At 70.2% G+C, this 24,477-nt stretch carries 26 protein-coding genes; 13 read left to right on the top strand and 13 right to left on the bottom strand.

The features are described 5' to 3' along the window. Positions 1-285 precede the first annotated feature (285 nt). Genes LV75_RS33205 through LV75_RS33170 form a run of 8 tightly spaced genes read left to right on the top strand, consistent with a single transcriptional unit; the run spans position 286 to position 7,164 of the window. Positions 286-1,605 (top strand): AMP-binding protein, encoded by a 1,320-nt coding sequence (locus LV75_RS33205; protein WP_253891444.1) that lies wholly within the window; start codon positions 286-288, stop codon positions 1,603-1,605. Between the two features lie 23 nt (positions 1,606-1,628). Then, positions 1,629-1,886 carry an acyl carrier protein gene (locus LV75_RS33200; RefSeq protein ID WP_253891442.1) on the top strand — a complete coding sequence of 86 codons (258 nt, stop codon included), beginning with the start codon at positions 1,629-1,631 and terminating at the stop codon, positions 1,884-1,886. Beyond that, positions 1,886-2,272: an ectoine synthase gene (locus tag LV75_RS33195; RefSeq protein WP_204452806.1), complete on the top strand. Its 387-nt coding sequence runs from the start codon at positions 1,886-1,888 to the stop codon at positions 2,270-2,272. The genes LV75_RS33200 and LV75_RS33195 overlap by 1 nt, the downstream gene beginning before the upstream one ends. Next, positions 2,269-3,408 (top strand): acyl-CoA dehydrogenase family protein, encoded by a 1,140-nt coding sequence (locus tag LV75_RS35730; RefSeq protein WP_253891440.1) that lies wholly within the window; start codon positions 2,269-2,271, stop codon positions 3,406-3,408. Before LV75_RS33195 ends, LV75_RS35730 begins: the two co-directional genes overlap by 4 nt. A 23-nt stretch (positions 3,409-3,431) precedes the next feature. Beyond that, the gene (locus LV75_RS33185) at positions 3,432-4,079 is read left to right on the top strand and encodes a transglutaminase-like domain-containing protein (RefSeq protein ID WP_253891439.1); all 648 of its coding nucleotides are present in this window, start codon (positions 3,432-3,434) and stop codon (positions 4,077-4,079) included. A 12-nt stretch (positions 4,080-4,091) separates the two neighbouring features. Further along, positions 4,092-5,453: a TrpB-like pyridoxal phosphate-dependent enzyme gene (locus LV75_RS33180; protein WP_253891437.1), complete on the top strand. Its 1,362-nt coding sequence runs from the start codon at positions 4,092-4,094 to the stop codon at positions 5,451-5,453. A 24-nt stretch (positions 5,454-5,477) separates the two neighbouring features. Continuing rightward, positions 5,478-6,368, top strand: a complete 891-nt coding sequence (locus tag LV75_RS33175) for a DMT family transporter (RefSeq protein WP_253891435.1) — start codon at positions 5,478-5,480, stop codon at positions 6,366-6,368. 1 nt (position 6,369) lies between these two features. Further along, positions 6,370-7,164: a maleate cis-trans isomerase family protein gene (locus LV75_RS33170; RefSeq protein WP_253891433.1), complete on the top strand. Its 795-nt coding sequence runs from the start codon at positions 6,370-6,372 to the stop codon at positions 7,162-7,164. On the opposite strand, the gene LV75_RS33165 is transcribed toward LV75_RS33170, so the two are convergent. The 4 genes from LV75_RS33165 to LV75_RS33150 form a co-directional block, all read right to left on the bottom strand. Next, complete coding sequence (locus LV75_RS33165; protein ID WP_253891431.1) at positions 7,154-8,611, bottom strand: pentapeptide repeat-containing protein; 1,458 nt, start codon at positions 8,609-8,611, stop codon at positions 7,154-7,156. The two genes, LV75_RS33170 and LV75_RS33165, sit on opposite strands and share 11 nt — an antisense overlap. Positions 8,612-8,915: 304 nt before the next feature. Further along, the gene (locus LV75_RS33160; RefSeq protein ID WP_253891430.1) at positions 8,916-9,743 is read right to left on the bottom strand and encodes an isocitrate lyase/PEP mutase family protein; all 828 of its coding nucleotides are present in this window, start codon (positions 9,741-9,743) and stop codon (positions 8,916-8,918) included. A gap of 408 nt (positions 9,744-10,151) precedes the next feature. Further along, entirely contained in the window at positions 10,152-10,778 is a 627-nt protein-coding gene (locus LV75_RS33155; protein WP_253891428.1) for an SMI1/KNR4 family protein, read from the bottom strand. A gap of 18 nt (positions 10,779-10,796) precedes the next feature. After that, the gene (locus LV75_RS33150; protein WP_253891427.1) at positions 10,797-11,516 is read right to left on the bottom strand and encodes an SMI1/KNR4 family protein; all 720 of its coding nucleotides are present in this window, start codon (positions 11,514-11,516) and stop codon (positions 10,797-10,799) included. A 225-nt stretch (positions 11,517-11,741) separates the two neighbouring features. Between LV75_RS33150 and LV75_RS33145 the strand changes: the two genes are divergently transcribed. Further along, on the top strand, positions 11,742-12,977 hold the full coding sequence (locus tag LV75_RS33145) for an MFS transporter (RefSeq protein WP_253891425.1): 1,236 nt from the start codon (positions 11,742-11,744) through the stop codon (positions 12,975-12,977). A gap of 60 nt (positions 12,978-13,037) precedes the next feature. Here LV75_RS33145 and LV75_RS33140 read toward each other — a convergent pair whose 3' ends face one another. Then, the gene (locus LV75_RS33140) at positions 13,038-13,874 is read right to left on the bottom strand and encodes an NmrA family NAD(P)-binding protein (RefSeq protein WP_253891423.1); all 837 of its coding nucleotides are present in this window, start codon (positions 13,872-13,874) and stop codon (positions 13,038-13,040) included. Between the two features lie 36 nt (positions 13,875-13,910). Here LV75_RS33140 and LV75_RS33135 point away from each other — a divergent pair, with 36 nt between their 5' ends. After that, entirely contained in the window at positions 13,911-14,324 is a 414-nt protein-coding gene (locus LV75_RS33135) for a CoA-binding protein (RefSeq protein WP_253891421.1), read from the top strand. On the opposite strand, the gene LV75_RS33130 is transcribed toward LV75_RS33135, so the two are convergent. From LV75_RS33130 to LV75_RS33110, 5 genes are all read right to left on the bottom strand, one after another. Continuing rightward, positions 14,321-14,593, bottom strand: coding sequence for a hypothetical protein (locus tag LV75_RS33130; RefSeq protein WP_253891419.1), 273 nt, complete (start codon positions 14,591-14,593; stop codon positions 14,321-14,323). The two genes, LV75_RS33135 and LV75_RS33130, sit on opposite strands and share 4 nt — an antisense overlap. Positions 14,594-14,718: 125 nt before the next feature. Further along, positions 14,719-16,797: a hypothetical protein gene (locus LV75_RS33125; protein ID WP_253891417.1), complete on the bottom strand. Its 2,079-nt coding sequence runs from the start codon at positions 16,795-16,797 to the stop codon at positions 14,719-14,721. 88 nt (positions 16,798-16,885) lie between these two features. Continuing rightward, entirely contained in the window at positions 16,886-17,200 is a 315-nt protein-coding gene (locus tag LV75_RS33120) for a hypothetical protein (RefSeq protein WP_253891415.1), read from the bottom strand. A gap of 160 nt (positions 17,201-17,360) precedes the next feature. Continuing rightward, positions 17,361-18,281, bottom strand: coding sequence for a proteasome assembly chaperone family protein (locus tag LV75_RS33115; RefSeq protein ID WP_253891413.1), 921 nt, complete (start codon positions 18,279-18,281; stop codon positions 17,361-17,363). A 37-nt stretch (positions 18,282-18,318) separates the two neighbouring features. Beyond that, the gene (locus tag LV75_RS33110; RefSeq protein WP_253891411.1) at positions 18,319-18,915 is read right to left on the bottom strand and encodes a helix-turn-helix domain-containing protein; all 597 of its coding nucleotides are present in this window, start codon (positions 18,913-18,915) and stop codon (positions 18,319-18,321) included. 87 nt (positions 18,916-19,002) lie between these two features. On the opposite strand from LV75_RS33110, the gene LV75_RS33105 reads away from it, so the two are divergent. Both LV75_RS33105 and LV75_RS33100 read left to right on the top strand, forming a co-directional pair. After that, positions 19,003-19,593: a class I SAM-dependent methyltransferase gene (locus LV75_RS33105; protein WP_253891409.1), complete on the top strand. Its 591-nt coding sequence runs from the start codon at positions 19,003-19,005 to the stop codon at positions 19,591-19,593. 10 nt (positions 19,594-19,603) lie between these two features. Next, complete coding sequence (locus LV75_RS33100; RefSeq protein WP_253891407.1) at positions 19,604-20,068, top strand: DinB family protein; 465 nt, start codon at positions 19,604-19,606, stop codon at positions 20,066-20,068. Between the two features lie 31 nt (positions 20,069-20,099). Here the strand turns inward: LV75_RS33100 and LV75_RS33095 are convergent, their stop codons facing one another. Beyond that, positions 20,100-20,813, bottom strand: a complete 714-nt coding sequence (locus tag LV75_RS33095; protein ID WP_253891405.1) for a hypothetical protein — start codon at positions 20,811-20,813, stop codon at positions 20,100-20,102. Between the two features lie 195 nt (positions 20,814-21,008). Then, positions 21,009-23,009 carry a metallopeptidase domain-containing protein gene (locus LV75_RS33090; RefSeq protein WP_253891404.1) on the bottom strand — a complete coding sequence of 667 codons (2,001 nt, stop codon included), beginning with the start codon at positions 23,007-23,009 and terminating at the stop codon, positions 21,009-21,011. 256 nt (positions 23,010-23,265) lie between these two features. On the opposite strand from LV75_RS33090, the gene LV75_RS33085 reads away from it, so the two are divergent. Then, on the top strand, positions 23,266-23,643 hold the full coding sequence (locus LV75_RS33085) for a PLDc N-terminal domain-containing protein (protein ID WP_253891506.1): 378 nt from the start codon (positions 23,266-23,268) through the stop codon (positions 23,641-23,643). Between the two features lie 145 nt (positions 23,644-23,788). On the opposite strand, the gene LV75_RS33080 is transcribed toward LV75_RS33085, so the two are convergent. Next, positions 23,789-24,409, bottom strand: a complete 621-nt coding sequence (locus LV75_RS33080; protein ID WP_253891402.1) for a hypothetical protein — start codon at positions 24,407-24,409, stop codon at positions 23,789-23,791. Positions 24,410-24,477: the final 68 nt, after the last annotated feature.

Below are 24,477 nucleotides of genomic sequence, written 5' to 3'. Positions count from 1 at the left end.
ACCAATGCGTTAACAGGGGTTCGGGAATTCAATAGTGAACACCGCTCGTACCACCATTCCCGCTGCGCGGACCGGGTGGTGCGACTGGCACATTCGGAGTAGCGACCACTAGCCCGAGGTAGTTCAATCTGGGATAGGAGCGCCAAGTCCGTCACCCATTCGGCGGTTTGCGTGGCCCGACCGGTCGTCGCTAGCGTCTCGGAAAGGCAGAATGCATATCAATCGGGGGCCTTTATGGGAGACCATTTATCCGGTCTCATCGACAGCGGCGCCAAAGGAACATCATTGTCGTTCAATGGCGCCGATGTGTCCTATCGGGAGCTGCGCGCGCTGGTCGAGGACGCGCTGCGGGTGCTCGACGGGCTGACCCCCGGGCGACCGGTCGGGCTGCACGTGCGCAAGTCCCCCGAGTCGGTCGCGCTCGTGCTCGCCTGCTGGGCGCAGCGGCGACCGTTCCTGCTGCCGCCGACGGACTTGGGCACCGACGCGCGCGCCGCGCTCTACCGGCAGGCGGGCTGCGGGCAGGTCGTGCACGCGGACCTGACCACCGTGGACACCGGCGAGCCCGCCGACGAGGTGCCCGACCTCGAGGGCATCGGACCGATGCTGACCACCTCCGGCTCCACCGGCCTGCCCAAGGTCGTGCCGCTGCCGCACGCCGCGATCGACCGCTTCGCCGACTGGGCGGCCGGGGCGTTCGACATCACCGCGGGCAGCGTGGTGTTCAACTACGCCCCGCTGAACTTCGACCTGTGCCTGCTCGACATCTGGACGACGCTGCGCGTCGGCGGGCACGTCGTGCTCACCGACCAGGAACGCGCGCTCGACGCCCGCTACCTGCTGCGCGCCTTCACCCACGCGCCGGTCGAGGTGGTGCAGGCGGTCCCGCTGTTCTACCGGCGGCTGCTGGAGGTCGCCGACAGCCCGTTCCCCGGCGTCCGCGAACTCGTGCACACCGGCGACGCCATGCCCCCCGCGCTGCTGGCGCGGCTGCCGGAACTGTTCCCCAAAGCCCGGATCCGCAACGTGTACGGCTGCACCGAGACCAACGACAGCCTCATCCACGACTCCGATCCCGGCAGCGCCGACCCGGTCCCGATCGGCCGCCCGATCGACGGGGTCGAGGTGCGGGTGGACGGCGCGGAACTGCTGGTGCGCACCCCGTTCCAGGCGGGCCGCTACCTCGACACCGCGATCACCGACAAGTGGGTCGAGCTCGACGGGCACACCTGGCTGCGCACCGGGGACCTGGTCCGCCGCGACGCCGATGGGGTCTTCCACCTCGACGGCCGCGCCGACCACCAGGTGAAGGTCCGCGGTGTGCGGACCAACCTGCGGCAGGTGGAGGCGGCCCTGCAGTCGCACCCCGAGGTCGCCGACGTCGTCGTGCTCGCCCTGCCAGACGACGAGGCGGGGTACCGGTTGCACGCGCTGGTCCGGGCGGTCGGCGGTGCCCGGCCCAACAGCCTCACCCTGCGTTCGCACTGCGCGCGGCTGCTGCCGCGCACCGCCGTGCCGTCCTCGGTGGAGCTCGCCGCCGAGGAGTTCCCGCGCACCTCGACCGGCAAGGTCGACCGCAAGAAGCTGCTGGCCGACCGGGTCTAGCACGGAAGGGATCACCAGAGACGATGTCCCGCATCGATGAGATCACCCGCCACGTCGTGGCCGAGTTCGCCCCCGACATCCGGGCCGACGAACTCGACGCCGACTACGACCTGCTGGCCAACGGCGTCGTGGACAGCCTCGACCTGCTGCGGCTGATCGGCTGGCTCGGCGAGCGCTTCGACCTGCCCGTCGAGGACTTCGACCTGGCCCCAGAGCAGTTCCGGTCGATCCGCGCGATCGACGCCTTCGTTGAGTCCGCTCTCGTGAAAGGGCCAGCCTGATGATCGTCCGCAGCCGCTCCGAGGTCGCGTGCGTCGACTGGGGTAACGGTCTGAGCTACCGGTTCCTGTTGAGACCGGACAACATGGGGTTCTCCGTCGCGCACACCACCGTGCGCGCGGGCACCAAGTCCCGGTTGCAGTACCGCCAGCACCTGGAGGCCTGCTACTGCATCGCGGGCTCCGGGGAGATCCAGACCCCGGACGGGATCACGCACCGGCTCGAACCGGGCGTGCTCTACGCGCTCGACGAGCACGACGCGCACTTCCTGATCGCGGGCCCGGACCAGGACCTGGAGCTGGTCAGCATCTTCACCCCGGCGCTGCGCGGCGACGAGCGGCACAACCTCGACGCCGACGGGTTCTCCCATTACGAGTGTTCCCCGTGATCGTCTGGACCGACGAGCAGCGGACCTTGCGCGCCGCGGCGGCCGAGCTGGGCGCCGCGGCGGGCGAGGACCACCTGGAACGCGACCCGACCGGCGAGTTCTCCCGCACGGGGTGGGCGCTGGTGCGCGAGTCCGGGCTGCTCGGCCTGCCCTTCGGCGCCGAGTACGGCGGTCTGGGCGCGGACCTGCTGACCACCATGTACGTGCTGGAGGGGCTGGGCGAGAGCTGCCGCGACGGCGGGTTCCCGTTCTCGGTGACCACGCACGTGGTCAGCACCGGGATCCCGTTGCAGCGCTTCGGTTCCGCCGAGCTCAAACAGCGGTACCTGCCCGGGGTGTGCGCGGGCACGGCGATCGGGGCGCACGCGATCAGCGAGCCCGACGCGGGTTCGGACATGATGGCGATGCGGACGACGGCCGTGCTCGACGGTGACCACTACGTGCTGAACGGGTCGAAGTCCTTCGTCAGCAACGGTCCGATCGCCGACACGGTCATGGTCTACGCCCGCACCGGGACCGCGGGGGCGCCGGACGCGATCACCACCTTCCTGGTGGAGCGCGACTCCCCCGGCCTGCACTTCGGCACGCCGATGAGCAAGATGGGACTGCGCACCTCGCCGTTGAGCGAGCTGTTCCTCGACGGTGTCCGGGTGCCCGCCTCGAACACGGTCGGTAGGCCGGGTGCCGGGTTCCTGGTACTCGACCACGTGATGAAGTGGGAGATCCTGCTGTCGTTCGTGGTGAACCTGGGCGAGATGGAGCACCGACTGCGCGAGTGCGTGCGCCACGCCCGCTCCCGCAAGCAGTTCGGCCAGTCGATCGGGTCGTTCCAGTCGGTGTCCAACAAGCTGGTGGACATGCGGATCGGGGTGGAGACCTCGCGCAAGTGGCTCTACGACACGGCCGAGAAGCTGGTGGCGCGCAAGAACGTCACCACCGACGTCGCGATCACCAAGCTGGTGGTCAGCGAGGCGAACCTGGCCTCGGCGCTGGCCGCGGTCCAGGTGTTCGGCGGGTACGGGTACATGACCGAGTACGGGGTCGAGAAGGACGTGCGCAACGCGGTGGCCGGGACGATCTACTCGGGCACCACGGAGATCCAGCGGCAGCGCGTCGCGGCGATGATGGGGTTATGAGGGGACACACCGTGGGAGACGAGTTGACTCGGGAGACCGAGTTCCTCGACTACAACTCCGACACAGTCCAGGAGTTCGTGGCAAAAGCCATCCCGGAGGAGGGGCTAAGCGACCTGGAGAAGGCCGTGCGGCTGTACTACGCCGTGCGCGACGGCATCAACTACGAGGTCTACGGCAGCCGGATGACGCGCGAGGAGTTCACCGCCAGCGCGATCCTCAAGAAGCGCAGGGGATTCTGCGTGCACAAGTCCATTGTGTACGCGGCGGCCGTGCGCGCGGTCGGCGTGCCGAGCCGGATCGTCTACGGCGACGTGCGCAACCACCTGTCCTCGGAGCGGTTGCGCGAGCTGGTCGGCGGGGACGTGTTCTGCTTCCACAGCCTCACCTCCGTGCACCTGGACGGCAAGTGGGTCAAGGCGACCCCGGTGTTCAACAAGCTGCTGTGCAAGATGTACAAGATCGCGCCGCTGGAGTTCGACGGCCGGTCCGACAGCCTGTACCACCCGTACGACGAGAACGGCCGCAGGCACATGGAGTTCCTGCGGATGCGCGGCGAGTTCGACGACTTCCCGTACGAGACCGTGGTGGACGGCATCCGCGCCGCGCACCCGAAGCTGTTCCGATCCGACGACGAGCTGGCCGGGGGATCCCTCACCGGCGAGGCCAGCTAGGAGCGCTCAACCATGGACAACATCAAGTACGAGCTGACCGAGGCCGACATCCCGCACACCTGGTACAACCCGGCGGTCGACGTGGGTGGGATCGCCCCGATCCTGGACCCGGCGACCCGGCAGCCGGTCAGCCTGGACGCGCTGGCCCGCTCGATGCCGCCCGCGCTGGTGGAGCAGGAGCTGAGCTCCGAACCCGAGTTCGAGATCCCCGGGCCGGTGCGCCAGCTCTACGCGCAGTGGCGCTCCACCCCGCTGTTCCGGGCGCGCCGACTGGAGAAGGCGCTCGACACCCCCGCGCGGATCTACTACAAGTTCGAGGGCGTCGCGCCGACGGGCAGCTTCAAGCCGAACACCGCGCTCGCGCAGGCGTACTACAACAAGCAGGCGGGCAAGACGGGCCTGGTCGGCGAGACCGGCGCGGGCCAGTGGGGCAGCGCGGTGGCGTTGGCCGGGGCGCTGTTCGACATGAAGACCAAGGTGTTCATGGTGCGGGTCAGCTTCGAGCAGAAGCCGTACCGCCGGACGCTGATGGAGACCTACGGCTCCATCTGCACCGCGAGCCCGAGCACCGAGACCGAGTCCGGCCGCGCGGTGCTCGCCGAGCGGCCCGACCACCCGGGCAGCCTGGGGGTGGCCAAGTCCGAGGCGCTGCAGTTCGCCATGGCCAACCCCGAGTACGGCTACACCCGCGGCAGCGGCCTCAACCACGTGTGCGCGCACCAGAGCGTCATCGGGCAGGAGGCGGTCAAGCAGTTCGAGCTCGCCGACGACTACCCGGACATCGTCGTCGGGGCGGCCGGTGGCGGCAGCAACCTCGCGGGTCTGGCGTTCCCGTTCCTGCGCAAGAAGCTCGCCGGTGGGCAGGACGTCCGGTTGATCGCGGTCGAGCCCGCGGCCTGCCCCACGCTGACCCGGGGTCGGATCGCCTACGACCACGCCGACTCGGCCGGGCTCACCCCGCTGTTCCGGATGCACACCCTCGGGCACAAGTTCATCCCGCCCGCGGTGCACGCCGGTGGGCTGCGCGCGCACAACATCGCCCAGGTCGTGAGCCGCGCGGTGGAGACGGGTCTTATGGAGGCGATCGCCGTCCGCCAGAATGACTGCTTCGAGGCGGGCGTGCTGTTCGCGCGGGCCGAGGGCATCGTGCCCGCCCCGGAGTCGACGCACGCCATCCGCGGCGCGGTCAACGAGGCACTGCGCTGCCGGGAGGAGGGCGTCGGCAAGACCATCCTGCTCGGCCTGTCCGGCCACGGCGACTTCGACCTGGTCGCCTACCAGAAGTACCTGGCGGGGACGCTGTCCGACGACGCGCTCAGCGACCAGGCGCTGCAGGACGGCCTGGACAGCATCCCCTCCCCCGTTCTCGTCTGATCCCGTAGGGAAACCGCGTAACCCATGAGTCGAGTGAACATCGCCCTGTTCATCCTGTTGGCCTTCATCTGGGGTGCCAGCTACACGTTCATCAAGATCGCCGTCGACGGCCTGACCCCGGCCCAACTGGTGCTGAGCCGGGTGGTGCTCGGCGCGATCGTGCTGTTCGCGGTGCTGACCGCCACGAAGGGCCGGTTACCGAAGAACGCGGCGGTGTGGGGGCACACCGTGGTGACGGCGATACTCGGCATGGTGGCCCCGTTCCTGCTGTTGGCCTGGGGTGAGCAACGCACGAGCGCGGCGATGGCCGGTGTGCTGATCGCCGCGACCCCGTTGCTCACCCTGGCCGCGGTGACCGCCGCCCTGCCCGCCGAGCGCGCGACGTGGCGCAAGGGGGTCGGCTTCGTGCTCGGCTTCGCGGGCGTGGTCATCGTGATCGGCCCGTGGTCGACCTCGTCCGGGTCGCTGGTCGGTCAGCTCGCGGTGCTCGGCGCCGCCCTCTGCTACGCGCTGCAGACGGTGTACGTGAAGAAGATGCTCGCTTCGAAGGGCGTCCCGCCGCTGGTGTCGGCGACGACGCAGGTGATCACCGCGACGGTGCTGCAGGCGATCGTCACGCCGTTCTTCCCGTGGAAGACGCCGCACTTCAGCCCCGGCGTGGTCATCAGCATCCTGCTGCTCGGCGTCGTCGGCACCGGCCTGGCGTACCTGATCTACTTCCGGCTCATCGGCGACATGGGCGCGGCCAACGCCTCGGCGGTCAACTACCTGGTCCCGATCACCGCGGTGCTGGTCAGCCTGATCACCCTGGGCGAGCCCATCACCTGGAACATGGTCGTCGGCACGCTGGTGGTGCTGGTCGCCCTGGCCTTCGCCGAGAACCGGCTGTCCACGCTCACCCCGGCGCGGACCTGACATGCGGTCGGACCGGTGGGGGTGGCGCGCGGCGATCGGGGTCCTGGTCATCGACAAGGACCCGGTGGCCGAGTCGGAGTTCTGGTCGATGGCGCCCCCGGGGGTGTCCATCGTGGCGGCCCGGTTCGAGAGCCCGCGCAAACCGGGCACATCGGACTACGGTGACGACCCGGCCGAGCTGGTCGCGTCGTCGCCGGACGTCGCGCGGGGGCTGGAGTTCTTCGGCGGGATGAAGCTGGACGCGATCTGCGTCTGCTTCACCACGTCCAGCCTGTTCGGCGGTCCCGCGTTCGACGTCTCGTTCGCCGCCCGGGCGAGCGCGGCCGCGGGCGGGACCCCGGTGGTGACGGCGGCGCAGTCGTCGGCCGCGGCCCTTGCCGCTGTCGGGGTCTCGCGGCCTTACGTGGTGGTGCCACCGTGGTTCAAGGACGAGATCGTCGAGGTGGGCCGGTCGTACTTCACCGAGGCCGGGCACCCGCCGGTCGACATCCAGCGGTTCCGGTTGGGCCGCGGCTGGGACGCGTTGAAGCCCTGGGAGACCTGGGACGCGGGCGCGCAGTGGGAGGTCCGACCCGCCGACGTCTACCGGCAGGTGCGGGCCGACTTCCCCTCGTCGGCGGACGGGATCCTGTTGGCGGGCAACGGGTTCCGGTGCGCGGACGCGGTGGCGTCGTTGGAGGCGGATCTGGGTGTGCCGGTGGTGACGTCGAACCAGGCGTGCCTGTGGCACAGCCTGCGCACGGCCGGGACGTCGCCGCGTGATGTGAGCGGGTACGGGCGGCTTTTCAGCGCTTGACCCGTGCCCGGATGGCCAGCGCCGCGAGGGCCAGCAGTAGCGGACCGCCCAGCCGGGCAGAGGTGACCGTCCACGTACCAACGGGGGTCAACTTCTGCCCGGCATCGCGGAACGCCACGGCGCCGGTCGCGAGCTGCAGCGCCTTCTCGGTGCGCGCCAAGGTCCATCGTTGCCCACCGGGCGGCAGGTTCGTCTGCTGCTCGGCAACGGTGAGGACGGTGGCTGTTGGCTGGACCGCGCCGGTGATCCGCTGCGGGTCGGAGGTGGGCAAACCCCAGCCGACGAGAAGGGCTGTGACGACCGCGATCAGGATCAGCAGGGCGGCGAAGGCCCGGGACGCGCGCTGGCCGTAGCCGGAGAGGGCCCAGTACGCGGTGAGGATCCACCGCTCCGGCCGGGTTGTGGTGGTGGCGTGGCGGCGGGCTTCCATTTCCCCGTAGTAGAAGTCGCCCGCTCCCGCCTCGTTCTTGCCGTCTTCGAACGCTTTTCGCAGTGATCGGTAGAGCGCGGCGAGCCGGTCGGCACGGATCTGACTGGTCTGTTCGCCGAGTGGGTGCTCGGCGGTCCACGTCCCCGATCCTCTCCCGGCACGCCAGAAGTGCTCCTCGGCCAAGACTGCCCGGCGGGCCCGACCGCGGCGGTGCGGGGGTTCGTTGAGCGGACACCGGCCTTCCATCTGCAACTGGTCGAGCTTGCGCGCACCGGCGAACTGGCACCAGCGGAGGTCCACATCGGTGAGCACCAGGTTGCCGACATCGCTGTCGCGCACCGAGACCAGGAGCGGGTTCCACGCGGTGTCGGGGTCCTCGCGCTGTTGGCGGTGCAACCACCCCTGTACGACCTCCGCCGAGGCGGCGATAGGGCCGGTGCGATGGGCGACGAACGGCCGGTCGCTGCCGGAGATGGAACTCGAGACACCGAAGGTGGCGCCTTCGAGGCCCAGCACGGCATAGCGCAGCCGGAAGATCGCGGTGTCGTCGAACCGCACCCGCCGCGCCTGGACCAGCGCTGTCTCGGCCACCACCTCGACGTGGCCGTCGAACTGGGCCCCTTCGAGATCGACCTCGTCGGCGACGAACGGCCCCAGCCAGGCGACCTTGCTGAAGGTGGCGCCAGTGAAACTGGCCTTGGCCTCGAAGAGGGTGCCGGAGTAGTCAGCGTTGTCGTGGTAGGTCGACCCACCGAACATCGCGTCCTTGCGGAACCGCGTCCCCTCGAACATCACCAGCCCCTTGAACTGGCAATCCAGGAAGCTGGCGTGGCCGCGGAACTCCGCGCCGTTGAAGTCCGCACGGCCGAACTCCACCCTGTCGAAGTTGACGTCCACCTCGAATACGGCCTCGCGCAGCCAGATCCCAACATCGAGCGGGAGTTTCGCCAGCGCCTCCGCGAGCTCGCCGGTGATTCGGGTACCGCTGAAGTCGTACGGGGTGGTTCGGGGGCGCAATACAAGCGCACGCCCTTCATCGTCGGAGTGGTACAGGCACATCCCCGACTTCCCGACTTGGGCGCCCCGGCAGGGTTCGTTCGACTCGCAGGTTGGCCAGTCGGGGGCGTCAGACACGGTCATGATCGGTCAATCGGTGGCGGGGGTGTTCGCGTAACCGATCAGTTGGGGGCGGTGGGGAAGCCGTCGGCGAGTGGCTTGGCGGTTCTGTTCGCGCGGTCCGGTCTGGGGTTCGGATGTTCCTGTCTGGACATGTGAAGAGGCCGCGCCAAGGGCAGTCGATCCTCGGCACGGCCTCGTTGGGTCAGCGCGTCACCGCACTGTTGAGTGCGCCGTAGTCGAGGCCGCCCACCAACGCGTCGTAGGTGCCCTTGCCCAGCAGCTCCGTGGTCGCAGCGGCCGCGACCGCGTACGCCGACTGCGCGATGGCGGTACCGACGCTGACCCGGCGGACGCCGACCGCCTCCAGCTCCGCCACCGTGGGCGCGCCGGGCCAGACCATGACGTTGATCGGCAGCGGACTGGCAGCCACCAGCTCGGCCAGCACCTCGAGGTCCACGAGACCGGGCACGAACAGGCTGTCGGCCCCAGCGGCGGCGTATGCCTCCGCCCGGGTCAGCACGTCGGCCAGGCGTCCCTCGGCCGGGCCGATGCCGAACAGGTACACATCGGTGCGGACGTTGATCCACAGCTCCGGCAGCCCTGCCGCCACCGCTTCCGCGCGAGCGGCGCGAACCCGCTCGGCCTGGGCCGCGGCGGCGTGCAGCGGCCCTCCGGGGGCGATCGAGTCCTCCAGGTTGACCCCCACCGCACCCGCGGCGACCATCGCGCGGACCGTCGCCGCGACGTCCTCGGGGGACTCGCCGTAGCCGCCCTCGATGTCGGCGGTCACCGGGACGTCGACCACCCGCACGATCCGCCCGATCAGCTCGGCCAGGCCCTCGCGGGTCAGGCCGTGCCCGTCCGGGCGCCCCGCGGACCAGGCGACGCCGCCGCTGGTGGTGGCGATCGCGGTGGCCCCGGCCTGGGCGATGACCGCCGCGCTCGCGGCGTCCCAGGCGTTCGGCAGCACGAGGGTGCCGTCGTGCAGGGCGCGCAGGGTCTCGGCGCGACCCCGCTGGATGCTGTCCATACTGGGTGTTCTCCTCCGTTGACGTGCTCTGGTACGCCGGTTCGGGCCATGCCCGCGGCGATCAGGTGGGGGTTGCGGCGACGCCTGCCACCGCCCCGGACGATGTTATGGGGTCGGCACCGCGGTGCCGGTCGGCGGCGGGAACCCGTCGGTGTGGCCGAGGCGCCGCGCCCCGCGGTGACCACGGCGGAGAAAGGTCGTCATACCTGTAGGTCTAAAGGATGGCGGCCCGTGGCGCTAGCGGTATCCCGACATCACCCCTGGGCGTGGGACTGGCCCGATCGTGTCCGGACAGGTACCGCCGCTGCCCGCCCGGCCACCGTGTCGTTGAACCAGAACGTCTTCACTCGTCCATCCACTGTGGATGACACGTTCACACCTCGAGCTGGCAGCACCGGCTCGGACACCTCAGTCGACACTCCATCTGCGCTTGGGCATCGCGGGACCGCCCACAACGTGCCCGCCGGAGTTGACCTTGGCAAGGCTCTCGATGATCCACAGGTCGTAGTAGGTGAGGAAGTCAGGCCCGGGCACGCACTCGAAGTCCCAACCGATGTGAACCACGCGGCCGCGGTGGGCGCCTGCGGTGATCAGAGCAATGTAGTCGCCGCAGCCCGCGTTGATGATGGGCAGACAGCCATCCGGATCCGCGTCACTGCATTCGTTCAACCAGAACGTGTCGTTCTCGCCCCAGGGGAACGGGCGGGCACACGCCGGGCCCGCAGCCTGGAGCAGCTTCTCGAACGACGCGATCCCGTAGTACGGTCCGGCACCGGTACCGAGCCAGGCCAGGAACACCCGGAACTCCTCGGGCAGCCGCACCCCCATCGCCTTCTCCAACTGGCGCAACCGCGGCTGCTTCACCGGCTGGCGCTGGAACTTGTGGTGCGTGGCACCGAACGTCACATAGTCGTCCAGCCGCCTACCGTCGCGGCCGATGAAGACGGACTTCCCCAGCTGAGGGCGATCCTGCTCACACAACACACCCAGCCGGTTCGCAATCTCCACCAGCCGACGCCGCAGGCTCCAGTACACGTTCTCTCCCCACCCGGTTCAGCTACGTTCTCCGGATTCGAGCTCTGCGAGACTCTCGTTGAGCCACTTGTCGTAGAAGGTGAGGAAATCCGGTCCGGGGACGCACGCGAAGTCCAAGCCGAGGTACACCACCCGGCCGCGGTGAGCGCCAGCGGTGATCAGGGCGACGATGGTGCCACACCCGTAGCTGACGATGGGCAAGCAGCCGTCCGGATCGGATTCGCTGAACTCGTCCAGCCAGAAGGTGTCGTCCTCGGCCCAGGGGAACGGTCGGGCACATGCCGGACGCGCGCACTCGAGCAGCGTTTCATACGGCTCGATCCCGTAGTACGGCCCCGCACCGGTTCCGATGCTCGACAAGAACTCGCGGAACTGCTCGGGCAACCGCACACCCATGGCCTGCTCCAGAGCGATCACCTGCTCGTGCTGGAGCGGTTGGCACTCGAATTGATGGCGCTCGGCACCGAAAGTCACGTAGCCGTCCATGTGCTTGCCGTCGCTGTCGCGGTAGTGCGACTTGCCCGGCTGTGGGCGATCGAGGTCGCGCAACACGCTCAAGCGGGTGGCGAAGTCAGACAGCCGACGGCGCACGGTCCAGTACACGATCTCTCCCCCCATCAGGTTCTCGCCGCCACCGTAGTGTCCGCGCGGACAGATCTCACCCGAGTATTCGAGACCACTGTGGACACACACCGGCTGCCCGGCGGCGGTTGGCCTGATCATGAGGAGCTCCGCCACGGAGGTTCCCACTTTACCAGCGATAGACCATATGGAGTACAGATCTCAGTGGTCGTGGTCACCTCGGTACCCGCGCGAGCAGATCTCGCCCGGGTGCGTCGAGGCCATTGTGGACACAGTCCGGGCGTCCGGTGCCGTTCGGCGTGGTCCGACTGGATCAGGCAGGGTGGAGAGCTCCGCCACGAAATCGATCACCGGGCCCCGCCACGCAGGAAAGTACACACCGTGACCAGCGCAACCCCAGCCGCCGCGGCGTCGCCGCGCGCCAGTGCCCAGCGACGTGTCCTGACCGTCTTGGTCGTCGCGCAGATCCTCAGCGGGGCCGGGCTCGCCGCGGGGGTCACCGTCGGGGCGTTGCTCGCGCAGCACATGCTCGGGTCGACCAACCTGGCAGGCTTACCGACCACCCTGGCCACCGCCGGGTCCGCGCTCGCCGCGATCTCCATCGGCCGCGTCTCGCACGCCCGCGGGCGCCGCCCCGGTCTGGCCATCGGGTACCTGACCGGGGCGATCGGCAGTGCGGGCGTGATCATCGCGGCCGCGTTGAGCAACCCGGTGCTGCTGTTCATCGCCCTGTTCGTCTACGGCGCCGGTACCGCGACCAACATGCAGGCCCGTTACGCGGGCGCCGACCTCGCCGACCCGGCCCACCGGGGTCGCGCGGTGTCCACGGTGCTGGTCGCCACCACCCTCGGTGGCGTCGCGGGCCCGAACCTGGCCGCGCCCACCGGGCACCTCGCGCTCGCCGTCGGTCTACCGGAGCTGGCCGGGGTGTTCATGCTCTCCGGCATCGCCTACGCCCTGGCCGCTCTCGTGCTCGCCGTCTGGTTGCGCCCCGACCCGCTGCTGCTCGCCCGGGCCGAGGCCCTGCCGGAGTCCGCCGCGCAGCCGAGGACCGAGCCGGGGCCGCGGTACCGCTCGGGACCGCTGCCTGGCGCGCTGATCATGGTGCTCACCCAGCTGGTGATGGTCGCGATCATGACCATGACCCCGGTGCACATGAGCGACCACGGCCACGGCACCGCGGCGGCGGGCCTGGTCATCGCCATCCACATCGGCGCGATGTACTTGCCCTCACCGCTGACCGGCTGGCTCGTCGACCGCTACGGCCGCATCACCCTGGCCGTCGGCGCGGGCGCCACCCTGCTCGCCGCCGGGATCATCGCCGCGACCGCCCCCGGCGACTCCGTTCCCCTCCTGGCCCTGGCGTTGGCGCTGCTCGGACTGGGCTGGAACTTCGGCCTGGTCTCCGGCACCGCCATCATCACCGACGCCGTACCGCTGGCGACCCGCGCCAAGACCCAGGGCACCATCGACGTCTCGGTCGCCATCGCGGGAGCTTCCGGCGGCCTCGCCTCCGGCGTCGTGGTCGGCACCGTGGGCTACCCGGTGCTCGCACTCGCCTGCGGCATCCTCGCCCTCGCCATCCTCCCCGCGGTCGCGGCGATTAAGCCCAACTAGGCGCTGTCCTATAGGCCTGAAGCGTGGGATCCACGTAGTAGCGCAGCCTGATCTGGCCAGCTAGCTCTGAGCGAAGTGTTTGGCGAACTCAGCCGGGGTGTAGGCGCGCCTGCCGCAGTGGACCTCGACCGTGTCGGCGACGGGGATGACGAAGGTGCCGTCGGCGACTTTGCCGAGGGCTCCGGCGAGGAAGTCCCCGTAGGAGTAGGTGAAGCCGCGAGACTCGAGGAGTGCGATGAACTCGGCAGGCTCCACTGGGATGTAGCGGAACGGGCGCCCTAGAGCGTCCTGCAACGCCTCGGCGACGACGTGGTGGCTGACCGATTCGGGGCCGGTGACGGGGAGCGGGCCGGTCGGGCCGTCGGGGGCCATGGCCGCCACGGCGACGGCGGCGATGTCGCGGGTGTCGACGAACGGGAACGGGGCCTCGCCCGCGGGCAGGCGGAGTTCACCGGTCTCGAGCATGCCGCGGAAGGAGCCGACGGTGAAGTTGTCGAGGAACCAGGTGGGGCGGATCAGCGCGGCGGCGACACCCAGGGACAGCAGTGTCTGCTCGGCGACCTTGGTCGGGTCGTCGGCCGGGGCGTGGTCGACGTCGATGGTCGACAGGAGGGCGATGCGGGGAACGCCCGCGGCGGCAGCGGCGCGCAGGACGTCGGGAGCCTTCTCCGGTGCGCCCGCGTGGTTGAACGGGATGACGACGTAGGCGGCGTCGGCGCCGGTGAAGGCGGGCTGCCAGGTGGACTCGTCGTCCCAGTCGAACGGGGTGAAGTCGCCGGACTCGGCGGGGCGCCTGCCCGCGGCGCGGACGCGCCAGCCCCGGGCGGCGGCTTGGGTCAACACGTGGCGGCCGGTCTTGCCGGTCGCGCCGAGGACAGTCACCACATGATCACTCACGGCGGGCGACGGTATCAGCTGTGAGAGGCTGGGCGCATGAGCACCGCTGACCCCGGGGACATCGAGTGGATCCTCGCGAACTGCGACACCTGGGCCATCATCGGCTTGGCCGACAACCCGGCACGGCCCGCGCACGGGGTGGCCCGGTTCCTGCAGCGGCACGGCAAGCGCGTCGTTCCGGTGCACCCGAAGGCGGAGACCGTCTGGGGTAAGCCGGGGTACCGGTCGCTGGCCGACATCCCGTTCCAGGTCGACTGCGTCGACGTCTTCCGCCGGTCTGAGGACGCTGGCGCGTTCGCCGACGAGGCGATCACGATCGGCGCCAAGGCTGTCTGGTTCCAACTGCTGGTCGTCGACGACGCCGCTGGTCAGCGCGCGGTCGACGCCGGTCTGCGGTTCGTGCAGGACCGGTGCCCGGCCATCGAGTGGCCGAAGTTCGGTCCGGCTTAAGCGGCCATCTGCCAGTCGAGCATGTCGGCGCCGGTGTTGGTCAGGCGGACCTTGGCGAGCCTGCCGCCGCCGGTGCACGGGTGGATCTGGGCCAGACCGCGGCGCAGCAGGGACTCCAGGGACTCGGACTCCCACTGCGGGACGCTGCCCGCGGCGCTGCCGTCGTTGTCGGCCCAGCGGAACCCGCTCGGGCCGCCCCAGAGGCCGTTGTGGAACAGGATCGCGTTGTCGGCAACGTCACGCAGCGTCGACATCTCGTTCTCGGTCATCGGGGGCTCCTTCGCGGTGGTGCTGCTCGGTTCCTGATGGAGCAATCGTCAACCCGCGACCACCCCGGTGTCCCGGTGCGCACCGACTTAGCCCTCGCTCCGCACCCGTCGCGCAACCGTGCGGATCAGAGCCCCTTGCGCAGCGCGGCGACGATCGCCACGTCGTCGGCGATGGTCTCGCTGGCGGTGGGCACGCGGTGGTCGCCGTCGAGCAGCAGGGCAAGCCGCTCGGCCGCGGTGCCCCGCGCGTCCGGGCAGGCCGCGAGGATGTCGCCGACGACGGGGGCGAGCCGGGCGGCGCTGTGCTCGGGGATGGCGTCGAACAGCAGGTCGACGGCGGTGTCGACGGCGTCAGCGGGGTCGACCTCGCCGAGTTCGACCAGGGCGCGGGTGGCGACGGCCATGGACATCAGGTCGATGCCGGACCAGGTCTCGCGGCCGTTCTCCGCGATGTCGGCGAGCAGCTCGACCAGCTCGGCGCGGTGCTCGGGGTAGCCCTTGGCCAGGTCGACCGCCTCGGCGAGCGGGTTCTCGGCGGCGTCGACGATCGCGCGCACGGTCGGCCAAGCGGCGTCTGGGGCCACCTTGGCGGCGGCGAGCTGGGCGAACCGCTCGGGGTAGGAGGTCCGGGCGGTGCCGTCGAGCACGCGCAGGCAGGCCTCGCGCAGGGCCTCGGACGGCCGGTGTGCCCAGGTGTCGATCAGGTCGTTGTCGGCGTTGTCGTCGCCGCCGTTGGCCGCCCACGCCTGCCGGAACGTTGCGTCCAGGTCGGTGTCCGGCTGCACCATTGCGCGCGCGGTCAGCGCCCATGGGCCGTCGCCGGTCGGTGCGTGCGGGGCGACCAGCTCGGGGTTCGTTACGGCGATGCGCGCCAACAATTCGCTGACCGTCTCGGGCAGTTCGTCACGCAGCGGGAGGGCCGCCGAGACGACCTCGGGGCTCGGCGGCAGGGCGGCGAGCACCTCGACCCAGGACTGGGTCCGCCAGGCGGCGAGCGCGGCCCTGGCGACCTCGGTGAGGTCGGTCGCCGCCCAGGCCAGCTCCCGGTTCTCGGCGGGGAAGCCGATCAGGGCGAAGGCGAAGGACGACTGGACCCGCCCCAGGTCGACACTGGGCTCCTCGGCGTTGGCGGTCACGGCGATGGCGGGCGCGACCCAGCGCGGGTCCTTGGCCGCGAACAGCAGCGCGGCGACGGCGGCGACGGTCGCGAGGTCGTCACTATCGGCCAACTCGGCCACCGCGTCGCACACCGTTGCGGATCGGTCGGGAGCGCCGGGCAAGACCTGGGCCAATGCCTGCACCGTTGCGGCGTCACGCGGGCTCACCGCGAGCAGCCCGTCCACCGCCTCCCCCGTCGCGGCCCGAGAGGCCAACGCGACCTCGACCCAGCCCGCGATCACCACCTCGGCGTCGACGGTGCCGACCAGGCCGCGCACCACCGGAATCGCGTCCGGCCCAGCGTGGCTGGCGAGGATCGAGAGCGAGGCGGCCTCGCCGTTGCCCGGGTACTCCTCCGCCTGCTCCGACCACAGCCGCAGCACGTGGTCCACGGCGTCCGGGTAGTCCAACCGCTCCGCGACCGCCGCCCACGCCGCCGCAAAGGTCAGCGCGTCATCGCCACGTTCCAGCACAGTCTCGAAGTCGGCCGCGGTGAACAGGCCGTGCCGCATCAACGGCTCCATCAACGCAACGGATGCCGCGCTGTCGTCCTCTTGCTCGAACCGGGCGCGCACCAACGGCATGAACGCTTCCGCCGCCGGGTCCCCCACCAGGTACGCGGCGAACTGGTAGACCGCAGCGCGGACCTCGGGGTCCTCGTCCTCGAGCAACGGTGCGAGCCGAGCGGCCGCGTCGGCCAGGGCCGCACGGGCCTCCCGGTCGAACACCTCCATGTCGGTGTCCTCGGGCAGGAAGTGCGACGATTCGCTGGCCCCCTGCGAGATGGACTCGGCGTAGGCGCTGACGAACCACAACGCCCCGTGCCGCCCCGGCGCCTCGGCGTCCAACGCGATGTCGACCAGGAGCGGCACCGCGGGCAAGGTGGCCGGGTAGACCGTCCCCTGGTGCAGGATCGACGCCGAGAGGTTCTCGATCGCGTCTTCCCAGTCCTCGCCGCGGAGGGCCTCGATGAACTCAGGGGTGTCCTCGGCGGAGCCGTAGGCGTGTTCGAGCTCGGCCCAGTCGACCTCGGGGTGCGCAGTCACGCGCAGAGACTAGCCACTCCCCCGATCAGGTGACACCCGGGTAGATCAACCCCGTGTCCGTAACCCTCCGCCAGCAACGCGCAAGCCCCTACAGGTCGACCTGCCGCCGGGGAGTGGCGGTACCGGATTCGCCGTAGCGGACGATCGCGTGGCCCGGGAACCGCGGCTCCCGCCGGAGAAGCGGTTCAACCGTGGCAAACAGCGCGTCGGCGTCTGGTCCGTACATGTAAAGGACCACTTCACCACCACCGAACTCGTCACCGTCGTACTCACCGGTGCCGGCGGCGTCGATAGCGGCACTGATGTCGTGCTCCAGAGCCCGGATCACCTTTCGCTCGTCATCCGAGCCGAAGTGCCCACCAGCCAACTTGAGGGTGACGAAGACGGCCTGATTCTCGCCCACTGCGACACCCCTCTAGCCCGACAGTTCCATGCCGGGCGCAGGCTAGCACCCAGCGATCAAAGATCGGCACATGTCGCAGGCCACACAATGATCAGCTGGACATGGAGCCATTCTTGATCGCCATTCGCACACGATCTTCGGTCAGTGCGCGAATTGTCGATCAGGGGTCGCGGGGTAGTTCGGCGAGGAAGCGTTCGAATTCAGCGCCTAGTTCGTCTGCGCTCGGGACTGGTTCGCCCTCGGGTACGAGGAGGTTCTGCGAGGAGGATTCGGCGTAGGCGTCGTATTGGCGTTCTAGGGCCTCGACGACCTCGGAGATCTCGGTTGATTCCGCTACCTGGCGGGTGACCTCGGCGTCGGCCAGTTTGGCGGCCGCGCGCAGGGCGTCTGCCCCGATCACCAGGTCGGTGGCGTCGGTCACCGCGGTGAGGAGGCCGAGGGCGGCGGCCGGGTAGGTGCTCTGGGCGAGGTAGTGCGGCACGTAGGCGGCGAAGCCCATGGCGTCGTGTCCGGCTTGGCCAAGGCGCAGTTCCAGCAGCGCGGACAGGTTGCCGGGCACCTGCACCCGGCTCAGCGGGAACCGCTCGGTGACCAGTTCCGGCCGGGTGGCGTGGGAGATCACCGACAGCTCACGCGTGTGGGGGACGCCCATCGGGATGCCGTGGGCGCCGACGGCCAGGCGGACGCCCCAGCGTTCGATCAGGGTCTGGACCGCGGCGACGACGGCTTCCCAGCGGCGGTCCGGTTCGGGGCCGGTGAGCAGCAGGAACGGCGTGCCGACCGCGTCGTGCAGCAGGCGGACGGCCAGCTCGGGGGCGTCGTAGTCCTGCCAGCGGTCGGTGTCGTAGGTCATGACCGGGCGGCGGGACCGGTAGTCGATCAGGTCATCGATGTCGAAGCGGGCGATGACGCGGTGCTCGTGCGTCTCCAGCAGGTGCTCCACCAGGGTCGACCCGGCGGAACCGGCGTCCATGAAGCCGCTGAAGTAGTGCAGGAGCACGGCGCCGGTCAGCTCCGGGACGTCCGAGTCGACCTCGAACAGCTCTTCCGGGTTCAACGCCCTACCTCCCACGACGATCAATCAACGACGATCTGTCAACGACGGTCCACCAAGCATGTCACCCATGGTCAGCGCGCCGGGGCCGCCCGGTATTCCCCTCCGCGCGTACGTGTGCGCGCGTCCCCTGCGGGCCGAAGAGGATGAGCAGCTCAACGACCCCGCCGTCGGCGCTGCCCAGCCAGTGCGGCACGGATGTGTCGAACTCGGCGGCCTCCCCCGGCGGCAGGACCAGGTCGCGTTCGCCGACGACCAGCCGCAGGTGCCCGTTGAACACGTAGAGCCACTCGGACCCGTCGTGGGTCTGCGGGGTCGGCTCGCGGAGCTCGGCCGGGATGATCATCTTGAACGCCTGCACCCCACCCGGCCGCCGCGAGAGCGGCACGAACGTCATCCCGAACCGGTGGATCGGCTTGAGGTGGATCCGGGGGTCACCGGTGCGCGGGGCACCGACCAGGTCGTCCAGCGGGACGTCGTAGGTGCGCGCCAGCGGCAGCAGCAACTCCAGGGTCGCCCGGCGCAGCCCGCTCTCCAGCCGCGACAGGGTGCTCTCCGACACGCCGGTCGTCGCCGCGAGGTCGGCCAGGGTGATGCCCCGTTCACGGCGCAGTGCCCGCAACCGCGGCCCCACCGCGTCGAGCACGTCGTCGTGGTCCACGCGGCCATCTTGCCAGAACCGCAAGATCGCGTGCCAAGTCGCGGCGGCTGCGCCAACACTGGGGGCGTCCAGAGGATTGGAGTCCCGATGAGCCCCGACGCGGTCACCTTCTGGGACGGCACCTACGCCGCCCGCCCGGCACCAGCCGACCCGCGCCCGAACCCCCGCCTCACCGAGGCGGTCGCGACCACGCCACCCGGCGACGCGCTGGACCTCGGGTGCGGCAACGGCGGCGACGCGCTGTGGCTCGCCCGCCGCGGCTGGCGCGTCACCGCCACCGACATCTCGACCGTCGCGCTCGAGCGCCTCACCGACCGCGGCATCACCACCCGGTGGCACGACCTGCGCGACTCGTTCCCACCCGGCGAGTTCGACCTGGTCAACGCGCACTACCTGCACACGCCCTTCGACCTCGACCGCGCGGCCGTCTTCCGGGCCGCCGCGCACGCCCTGCGCCCGGGCGGGCTGCTGCTGGTCGTCGACCACGGCTCGGCCGCGCCGTGGTCGTGGGACCGCCAAGCCCGATTCCCCGGTCCGCGGGAGGTGGCCGACGCCATCGCCCTGGACCCGACCACGTGGTCGGTCGAGCGGGCCGACTCGCCCAGCCGGGTCGCGACCGGACCGGACGGCAATACCGCCAAGGTCACCGACCACGTCCTGCTCATCCGCCGTGCCTGAGGAGAACACGATGCGCCGCCGTGACACGCCGCCGCCGCGAACGGGCGGCACCGAGATCGAGACCCTGCGCGGGTTCCTGGACTACCTCCGGACGTCCATCGCCGCGAAGGTCGAAGGCGCCCCCGAGCCGCAGGTCCGCACGGCCGCCGTGCCATCGGGGACGAACCTGTTGGGCCTGCTCAACCACCTCACGCAGGTCGAGCGCTCCTACTTCCTCGGCGTCAAGGTCACCGACTGGCCCGCGACCTTCCACGCCGCCCCGACCGACACCGTGACCGACGTCGTCACCGGCTATCGCGACACGGTCAAGCGCGCCAACGAGATCCTTGACCAGTGCACCGACCCCAGCGCGCCGCTCGCCCGCGCCGCGCCGAGTGTGCGCTGGGTCCTCACCCACATGATCGAGGAAACCGCCCGCCACGCGGGCCACGCCGACATCCTCCGCGAACTCGTCGACGGCACCACCGGCCGCTGACCCGATCGTGCGCCGATCAGATCAATGGCCGCTAGGAATACCGCGCCTTCGCCCTGTAATACGCCGTTGCCGAGTCGGCGAGCCGTTTCATGACCCACACGTTGATTCCACCAGCCGTCACCGCGCCGACCACCGGAATCCAACCGGTCACGTGCTTGGTGGCCAACTTCGCCGCCATCTTCGCGCCGAGGTGGGGCGCGACATGGCTCATGGTCGTGCTCGCCAACTTCCCCGCGATCATGCCGACGCCCTTGGCCGCGCCCTTCGCGCCGAGCTTGGTGGCCGCGGCCGCCGCGCCCGCACCGGCCACCTTGCCCGCGATCTTGGCGGCGACCGCGTACGCGAACGCCGTGCCACCGCCGCTGGCGGCCGCGCCCACCACGGCCACCGCGGCCAGTCCAGCCACGACGAGCACGTCCTCGTCGACCGCGCCCGACCACAGGGCCAGCGTGTTGGCCAGGTCGAGCTTGCCGTCGACCCCGGCGCCCACCTTGTACCCGATGCCCCAGGTCATGATGGCCATCTTGTGGATCAGCACCGCGGCGTCGACGAACACCCCGGCGTGGTGCACCCCCGGGACGGCGCTCGCGGCCCCACCGACCAGCGCGGCCTGAGCGGTCTGCGAATTGATCCAGGATTCCACCGTCGCGTATTCGGACACGCCCCGGCGGGCCATCTCGGGATCGATACCCAGCTTCTCGAACGCCGATAAGAAGGCGTTTCCCAGCGCTTCAGCGGTGGCCATTGTCGGACTCCTCACTTCCGGTCCCGACATGAGCATCGCGGAGCCCGCGGAGTCCATTACTGTCCGTTTTCCACCACCTCCCACAACCACATCCGGCTTTTCGACAAATCCGCGACACTTCCTTGCCAAGCAGACACACGCCCGCTGCCGCGCCCGCAGATACAGCAGCGGAGACGCGGCAGCGGGCGGCGGGTGTCAGTCGATCGACATGGAGCCGAAGCCGGTGGTCACCGGCAGGACCAAGTCATCGAGGTCGGAGCGGCCGCCTTGGCCCGCGTCGGTCGGGGTGAGCAGGTAGCCGGTGCCGGGGGCCGGGTCGCCGGTGCCGTCGTCCAGGGCGTTGTGGATGACGCTTTCCCCTACCGCGGCCAGGGAGACCGAATTGAACCCGACCCCGGCGGCGGTCGGGGTGTGCGGTGCCGAGGCGGCCTCGATGAGCAGGCCCGCGTTGGTGTCGGCGAACGCCTCGACGCCGGTCAGGGTGATGTCGAAGTCCACGAGGCGGATGCCGTTGGCGCTCCACTCCTGCCACTTCTCGAGGAAGCTGGACCAGTCGGTGTTGACCCAGAGCCCGTAGCCGCCCGATCCGGCCCGGTACACGCCCGAGTACCGGCGCTGACCGTTGACCTCGCTGATGTCCAGGTCCACCAACCGAAGCCCAGCGCCGCTCCACTCCTTCCACTTCGCCACGAAGCTGTCCCAGTCGGCGAGGGCCCACAACCCGTAGCCGCCGGTACCGGCGTTGAAGACCCCGGAGTACCGCAGTTGCCCGTTGACCGAGGTCACCGTGAGGTCGTCGAGCCGCAGCCCGGCGGCGCTCCACTCCTGCCACTTGGCCACGAAGTTGGACCACTCCGCGTTGACCCACAAGCCATAGCCGCCCGTGCCCTCGCGGAACACCCCGGAGTACTTCAGCTTCCCGTCGACCTCGGTGATGTCCAGGTCGACCAGCCGCAGCCCCTGCGCGCTCCACTCCTGCCACTTCGCGACGAAGTTGTCCCAGTCGACCAGCGCCCACAAACCGTGTCCGCCCGCGCCCGCCGAGAACACGCCCGAGTAGCGCAGGTTGCCGCCCGGCTTGCTGATCTCCAGTTCGTCGAGCCGCAGCCCCGCGCCGCTCCACTCCTGCCACTTGGCCACGAAGTGCGACCAGTCGGCGTTGACCCACAACCCGTGCCCGCCGGTGCCCGCGGTGAACACGCCGGAATAGCGTTGCCCCTGCGGGAAACCGAGGTGCCACGGGGTGTGCGGGCACATCGCCCACGTGTTGGCCTTCATGATGCACGGCTCGCCGCCGCCGGTCGCGCACGTCTCGCAGTTGGCGTTGGGCTTGCCCCACGGCCCCCAGGAGCCGCCGCAGTCGCAGCCGCTGGAGGCGTACTCGTCCGGGGCGCCGAAGATGTGACCGGTCTCGTGGGCGAACACCCGGTCGATGTTGTCCACGCCCCAGCCGTCGTTGCTGTACTGCATGACCAGCCGGGGGCCGCCGATGGAGGCGTAGGCGAAGTGGCGGACCGGGTACTTGGTGAAGAAGGCGACGTAGGCCCAGTTCGTGTTCTTGGTGTCGCGCAACTTCTCGGCGTACTCGGCGGCCGTGTCGAACCCGATCGCCTTGAGCGCCGGGTCGCGCCAGAGCGGCTCCTTCTCGCCGTCGTCCGCCCTCGGGTTGGGCTGGGTGCTGATCGACGGCGTGCGCACGTCGTACACCCAGGTGACCCCGCCGGGACTGCTCTGCGCGCCGAGCCAACTGAGGCCGTTCTGCACCTCGGCGACGACCTTCGTGCGCTCGGCCGCGGTGAACTGCAGGTCGGCGGTGGGACCGTTGACGATCACGATGCCGACCGCCACCCGGCCGGTCAACCGCGCCGACAGCGCGGCACCCGCTTCACTGTCCGTTAAGGACTCGGCGGCGACTTCCCCGTCCGGGGCGTCGGGGGCGTCGCCGTCGCCCCAGTTCGCCCCGTCCAACGGCCGCTGCGCCTTGGCCTCGGCGTAGTCGTCGGACTCGCGCAACCGCAGCGCGGCGAGCCCGATCGAGGCCAGTTCGTCGAGCCCGTCCTCGTCCACCGCCAGCGCGGCGACCGTGCCCTCGGGCACCGCGGCCACCACCAGTTCGCCGTACTCGTGCGCCACCGCGTGCGTCGCGCCGTCCGCGCGAGCCACCAGTTGTTCGTTGAGGTTGATGTCTCCAGCCATGCACTCGACTCCCTTGTTCTCGCGCCCTGAGTTCGCGCGCCACCACCCCCGCGCGCGTCAGGATCGTCCTGACCGCGGTCCGCGGTCCTGCCCCTTTGGCCGTCAGCGAAGGCGGTGTTCCGGCCTGCGGCGGTCATGTTCGGCGTGGTCCGAAATGGAACATGACCGCAATTCACCAACGGCGGGGGGCGTTCCGGCGCCCGCGCGGGGTGCCCCTAGAATGGCGCCCGTCCGTTTCTACTTGGGGGTAGCAGACGTGTTCTACTTCGGTGGTGTTTTCGGGCTCGCGACGCTGGCCCTGTGGATCTTCTGCCTGGTCGACGTGATCACCACGCCGGACGGCGCACCGCGCAACCTGCCGAAGTTCGGCTGGTTGCTGATCGTGCTGGTCCTCCCGCTGGTCGGGTCCCTGCTCTGGTTGATCGCCGGTCGCCCGCAGGGGATCCAGTCGGCGCGGGACCGGTCCCGCCACCCCGCCGCGTACGAGCGGACCGCGCCGCGGTTCCCCGAGTACGACCGGCCGGGGCGGTTCGCCGCGACCGACGCGGCGGCCGACGAGGAGTTCCTGCGCCGCTGCCGGGAACGCGCCGAGCAGCAGCGCCGCACAGCCCGCGGTGACGCGGCGGGGTCCTGATCTCGCATTGAACCGGCGACTCATTTCCGACGAACGGTGATCGGATAGCGCCGCCAACCCAACACCCTTTCCGCCTGGCGCGGGAAGCGGTTGCCGAGTAGCTGTCGCGGTTTTGTCGTGTTGGCCCGGCCGCGGGCCACCGCACTCAGAACGGGAACTGGACGTACAGGTCCCCGTCGAAGCGGTGGCCCGCGTGCTCGCGCATCCGCCGACCGTGGACGGGGTCCTCGGACAACCCGGTGTAGCCGGGGCCGGGGATCGTCAGGAAACCGGCCGTGTGCCCGAGGTAGACGTCGAAGCCCGGGTACATCAACCCCAGGAACGGCAGGTCGTCCAGGTCCAGCGCCAGCACCGGGTACTCCCCCACCGAGTCCGGTTCACCGACGGCGAGCAGCCGCCGGGAATCCGACCCGCCGGGCAGCAGGAAGCACTCCGGGAAGCGGTCGTTGAGGGCGGCGAAGTCCTCCGCCCAGGGTTGGCTGAGCTCCTCGGCGACCAACCGGTCCAGCGGGCGCGGGGCGAAGGCGCCGTCGGGGGTGAACCAGCCGTGCCGCGCCAACAGGCCCACGTCGAAAGCGAGCCAGGTTCGCAAACTGGGTGACAGCGGCCGACCGGACGGGAACACGGCTTCCGCGAGGGCTGCCGGGGACATCGGCCGCAGCTCACCCACCACCCACGGCACGGGAACGTAGTCGTAGAGCGAGCGCCCCGGGTCCCGCCGCACCGACTCGATGACCCGCTCCGTGAGCGCCACCCCGTGATCCATGTCCGGAAACTACCACCCGGCACCGACTTCCCCGCCCGCACCCACTCCACAATGGACAATCCGGGCGC

The sequence above is a fragment of the Actinokineospora diospyrosa genome, assembly GCF_024171925.1.
GTDB lineage: Bacteria > Actinomycetota > Actinomycetes > Mycobacteriales > Pseudonocardiaceae > Actinokineospora > Actinokineospora diospyrosa.
Note: the sequence above shows the minus strand (reverse complement) of the source record. Positions and strands in the feature narration are given on the sequence as shown.

Excerpts from the sequence above, each read along its gene's own strand:
- LV75_RS33180 (WP_253891437.1), top strand. The coding sequence starts at position 4,092 with ATGGACAACATCAAGTACGAGCTGACCGAGGCCGACATCCCGCACACC.
- LV75_RS33100 (WP_253891407.1), top strand. The coding sequence starts at position 19,604 with ATGCGCCGCCGTGACACGCCGCCGCCGCGAACGGGCGGCACCGAGATC.
- LV75_RS33105 (WP_253891409.1), top strand. The coding sequence starts at position 19,003 with ATGAGCCCCGACGCGGTCACCTTCTGGGACGGCACCTACGCCGCCCGC.
- LV75_RS33130 (WP_253891419.1), bottom strand. The coding sequence starts at position 14,593 with ATGACCGAGAACGAGATGTCGACGCTGCGTGACGTTGCCGACAACGCG.
- LV75_RS33090 (WP_253891404.1), bottom strand. The coding sequence starts at position 23,009 with ATGGCTGGAGACATCAACCTCAACGAACAACTGGTGGCTCGCGCGGAC.
- LV75_RS33095 (WP_253891405.1), bottom strand. The coding sequence starts at position 20,813 with ATGGCCACCGCTGAAGCGCTGGGAAACGCCTTCTTATCGGCGTTCGAG.
- LV75_RS33175 (WP_253891435.1), top strand. The coding sequence starts at position 5,478 with ATGAGTCGAGTGAACATCGCCCTGTTCATCCTGTTGGCCTTCATCTGG.
- LV75_RS33080 (WP_253891402.1), bottom strand. The coding sequence starts at position 24,409 with ATGGATCACGGGGTGGCGCTCACGGAGCGGGTCATCGAGTCGGTGCGG.
- LV75_RS33200 (WP_253891442.1), top strand. The coding sequence starts at position 1,629 with ATGTCCCGCATCGATGAGATCACCCGCCACGTCGTGGCCGAGTTCGCC.
- LV75_RS33135 (WP_253891421.1), top strand. The coding sequence starts at position 13,911 with ATGAGCACCGCTGACCCCGGGGACATCGAGTGGATCCTCGCGAACTGC.
- LV75_RS33160 (WP_253891430.1), bottom strand. The coding sequence starts at position 9,743 with ATGGACAGCATCCAGCGGGGTCGCGCCGAGACCCTGCGCGCCCTGCAC.
- LV75_RS33195 (WP_204452806.1), top strand. The coding sequence starts at position 1,886 with ATGATCGTCCGCAGCCGCTCCGAGGTCGCGTGCGTCGACTGGGGTAAC.
- LV75_RS33170 (WP_253891433.1), top strand. The coding sequence starts at position 6,370 with ATGCGGTCGGACCGGTGGGGGTGGCGCGCGGCGATCGGGGTCCTGGTC.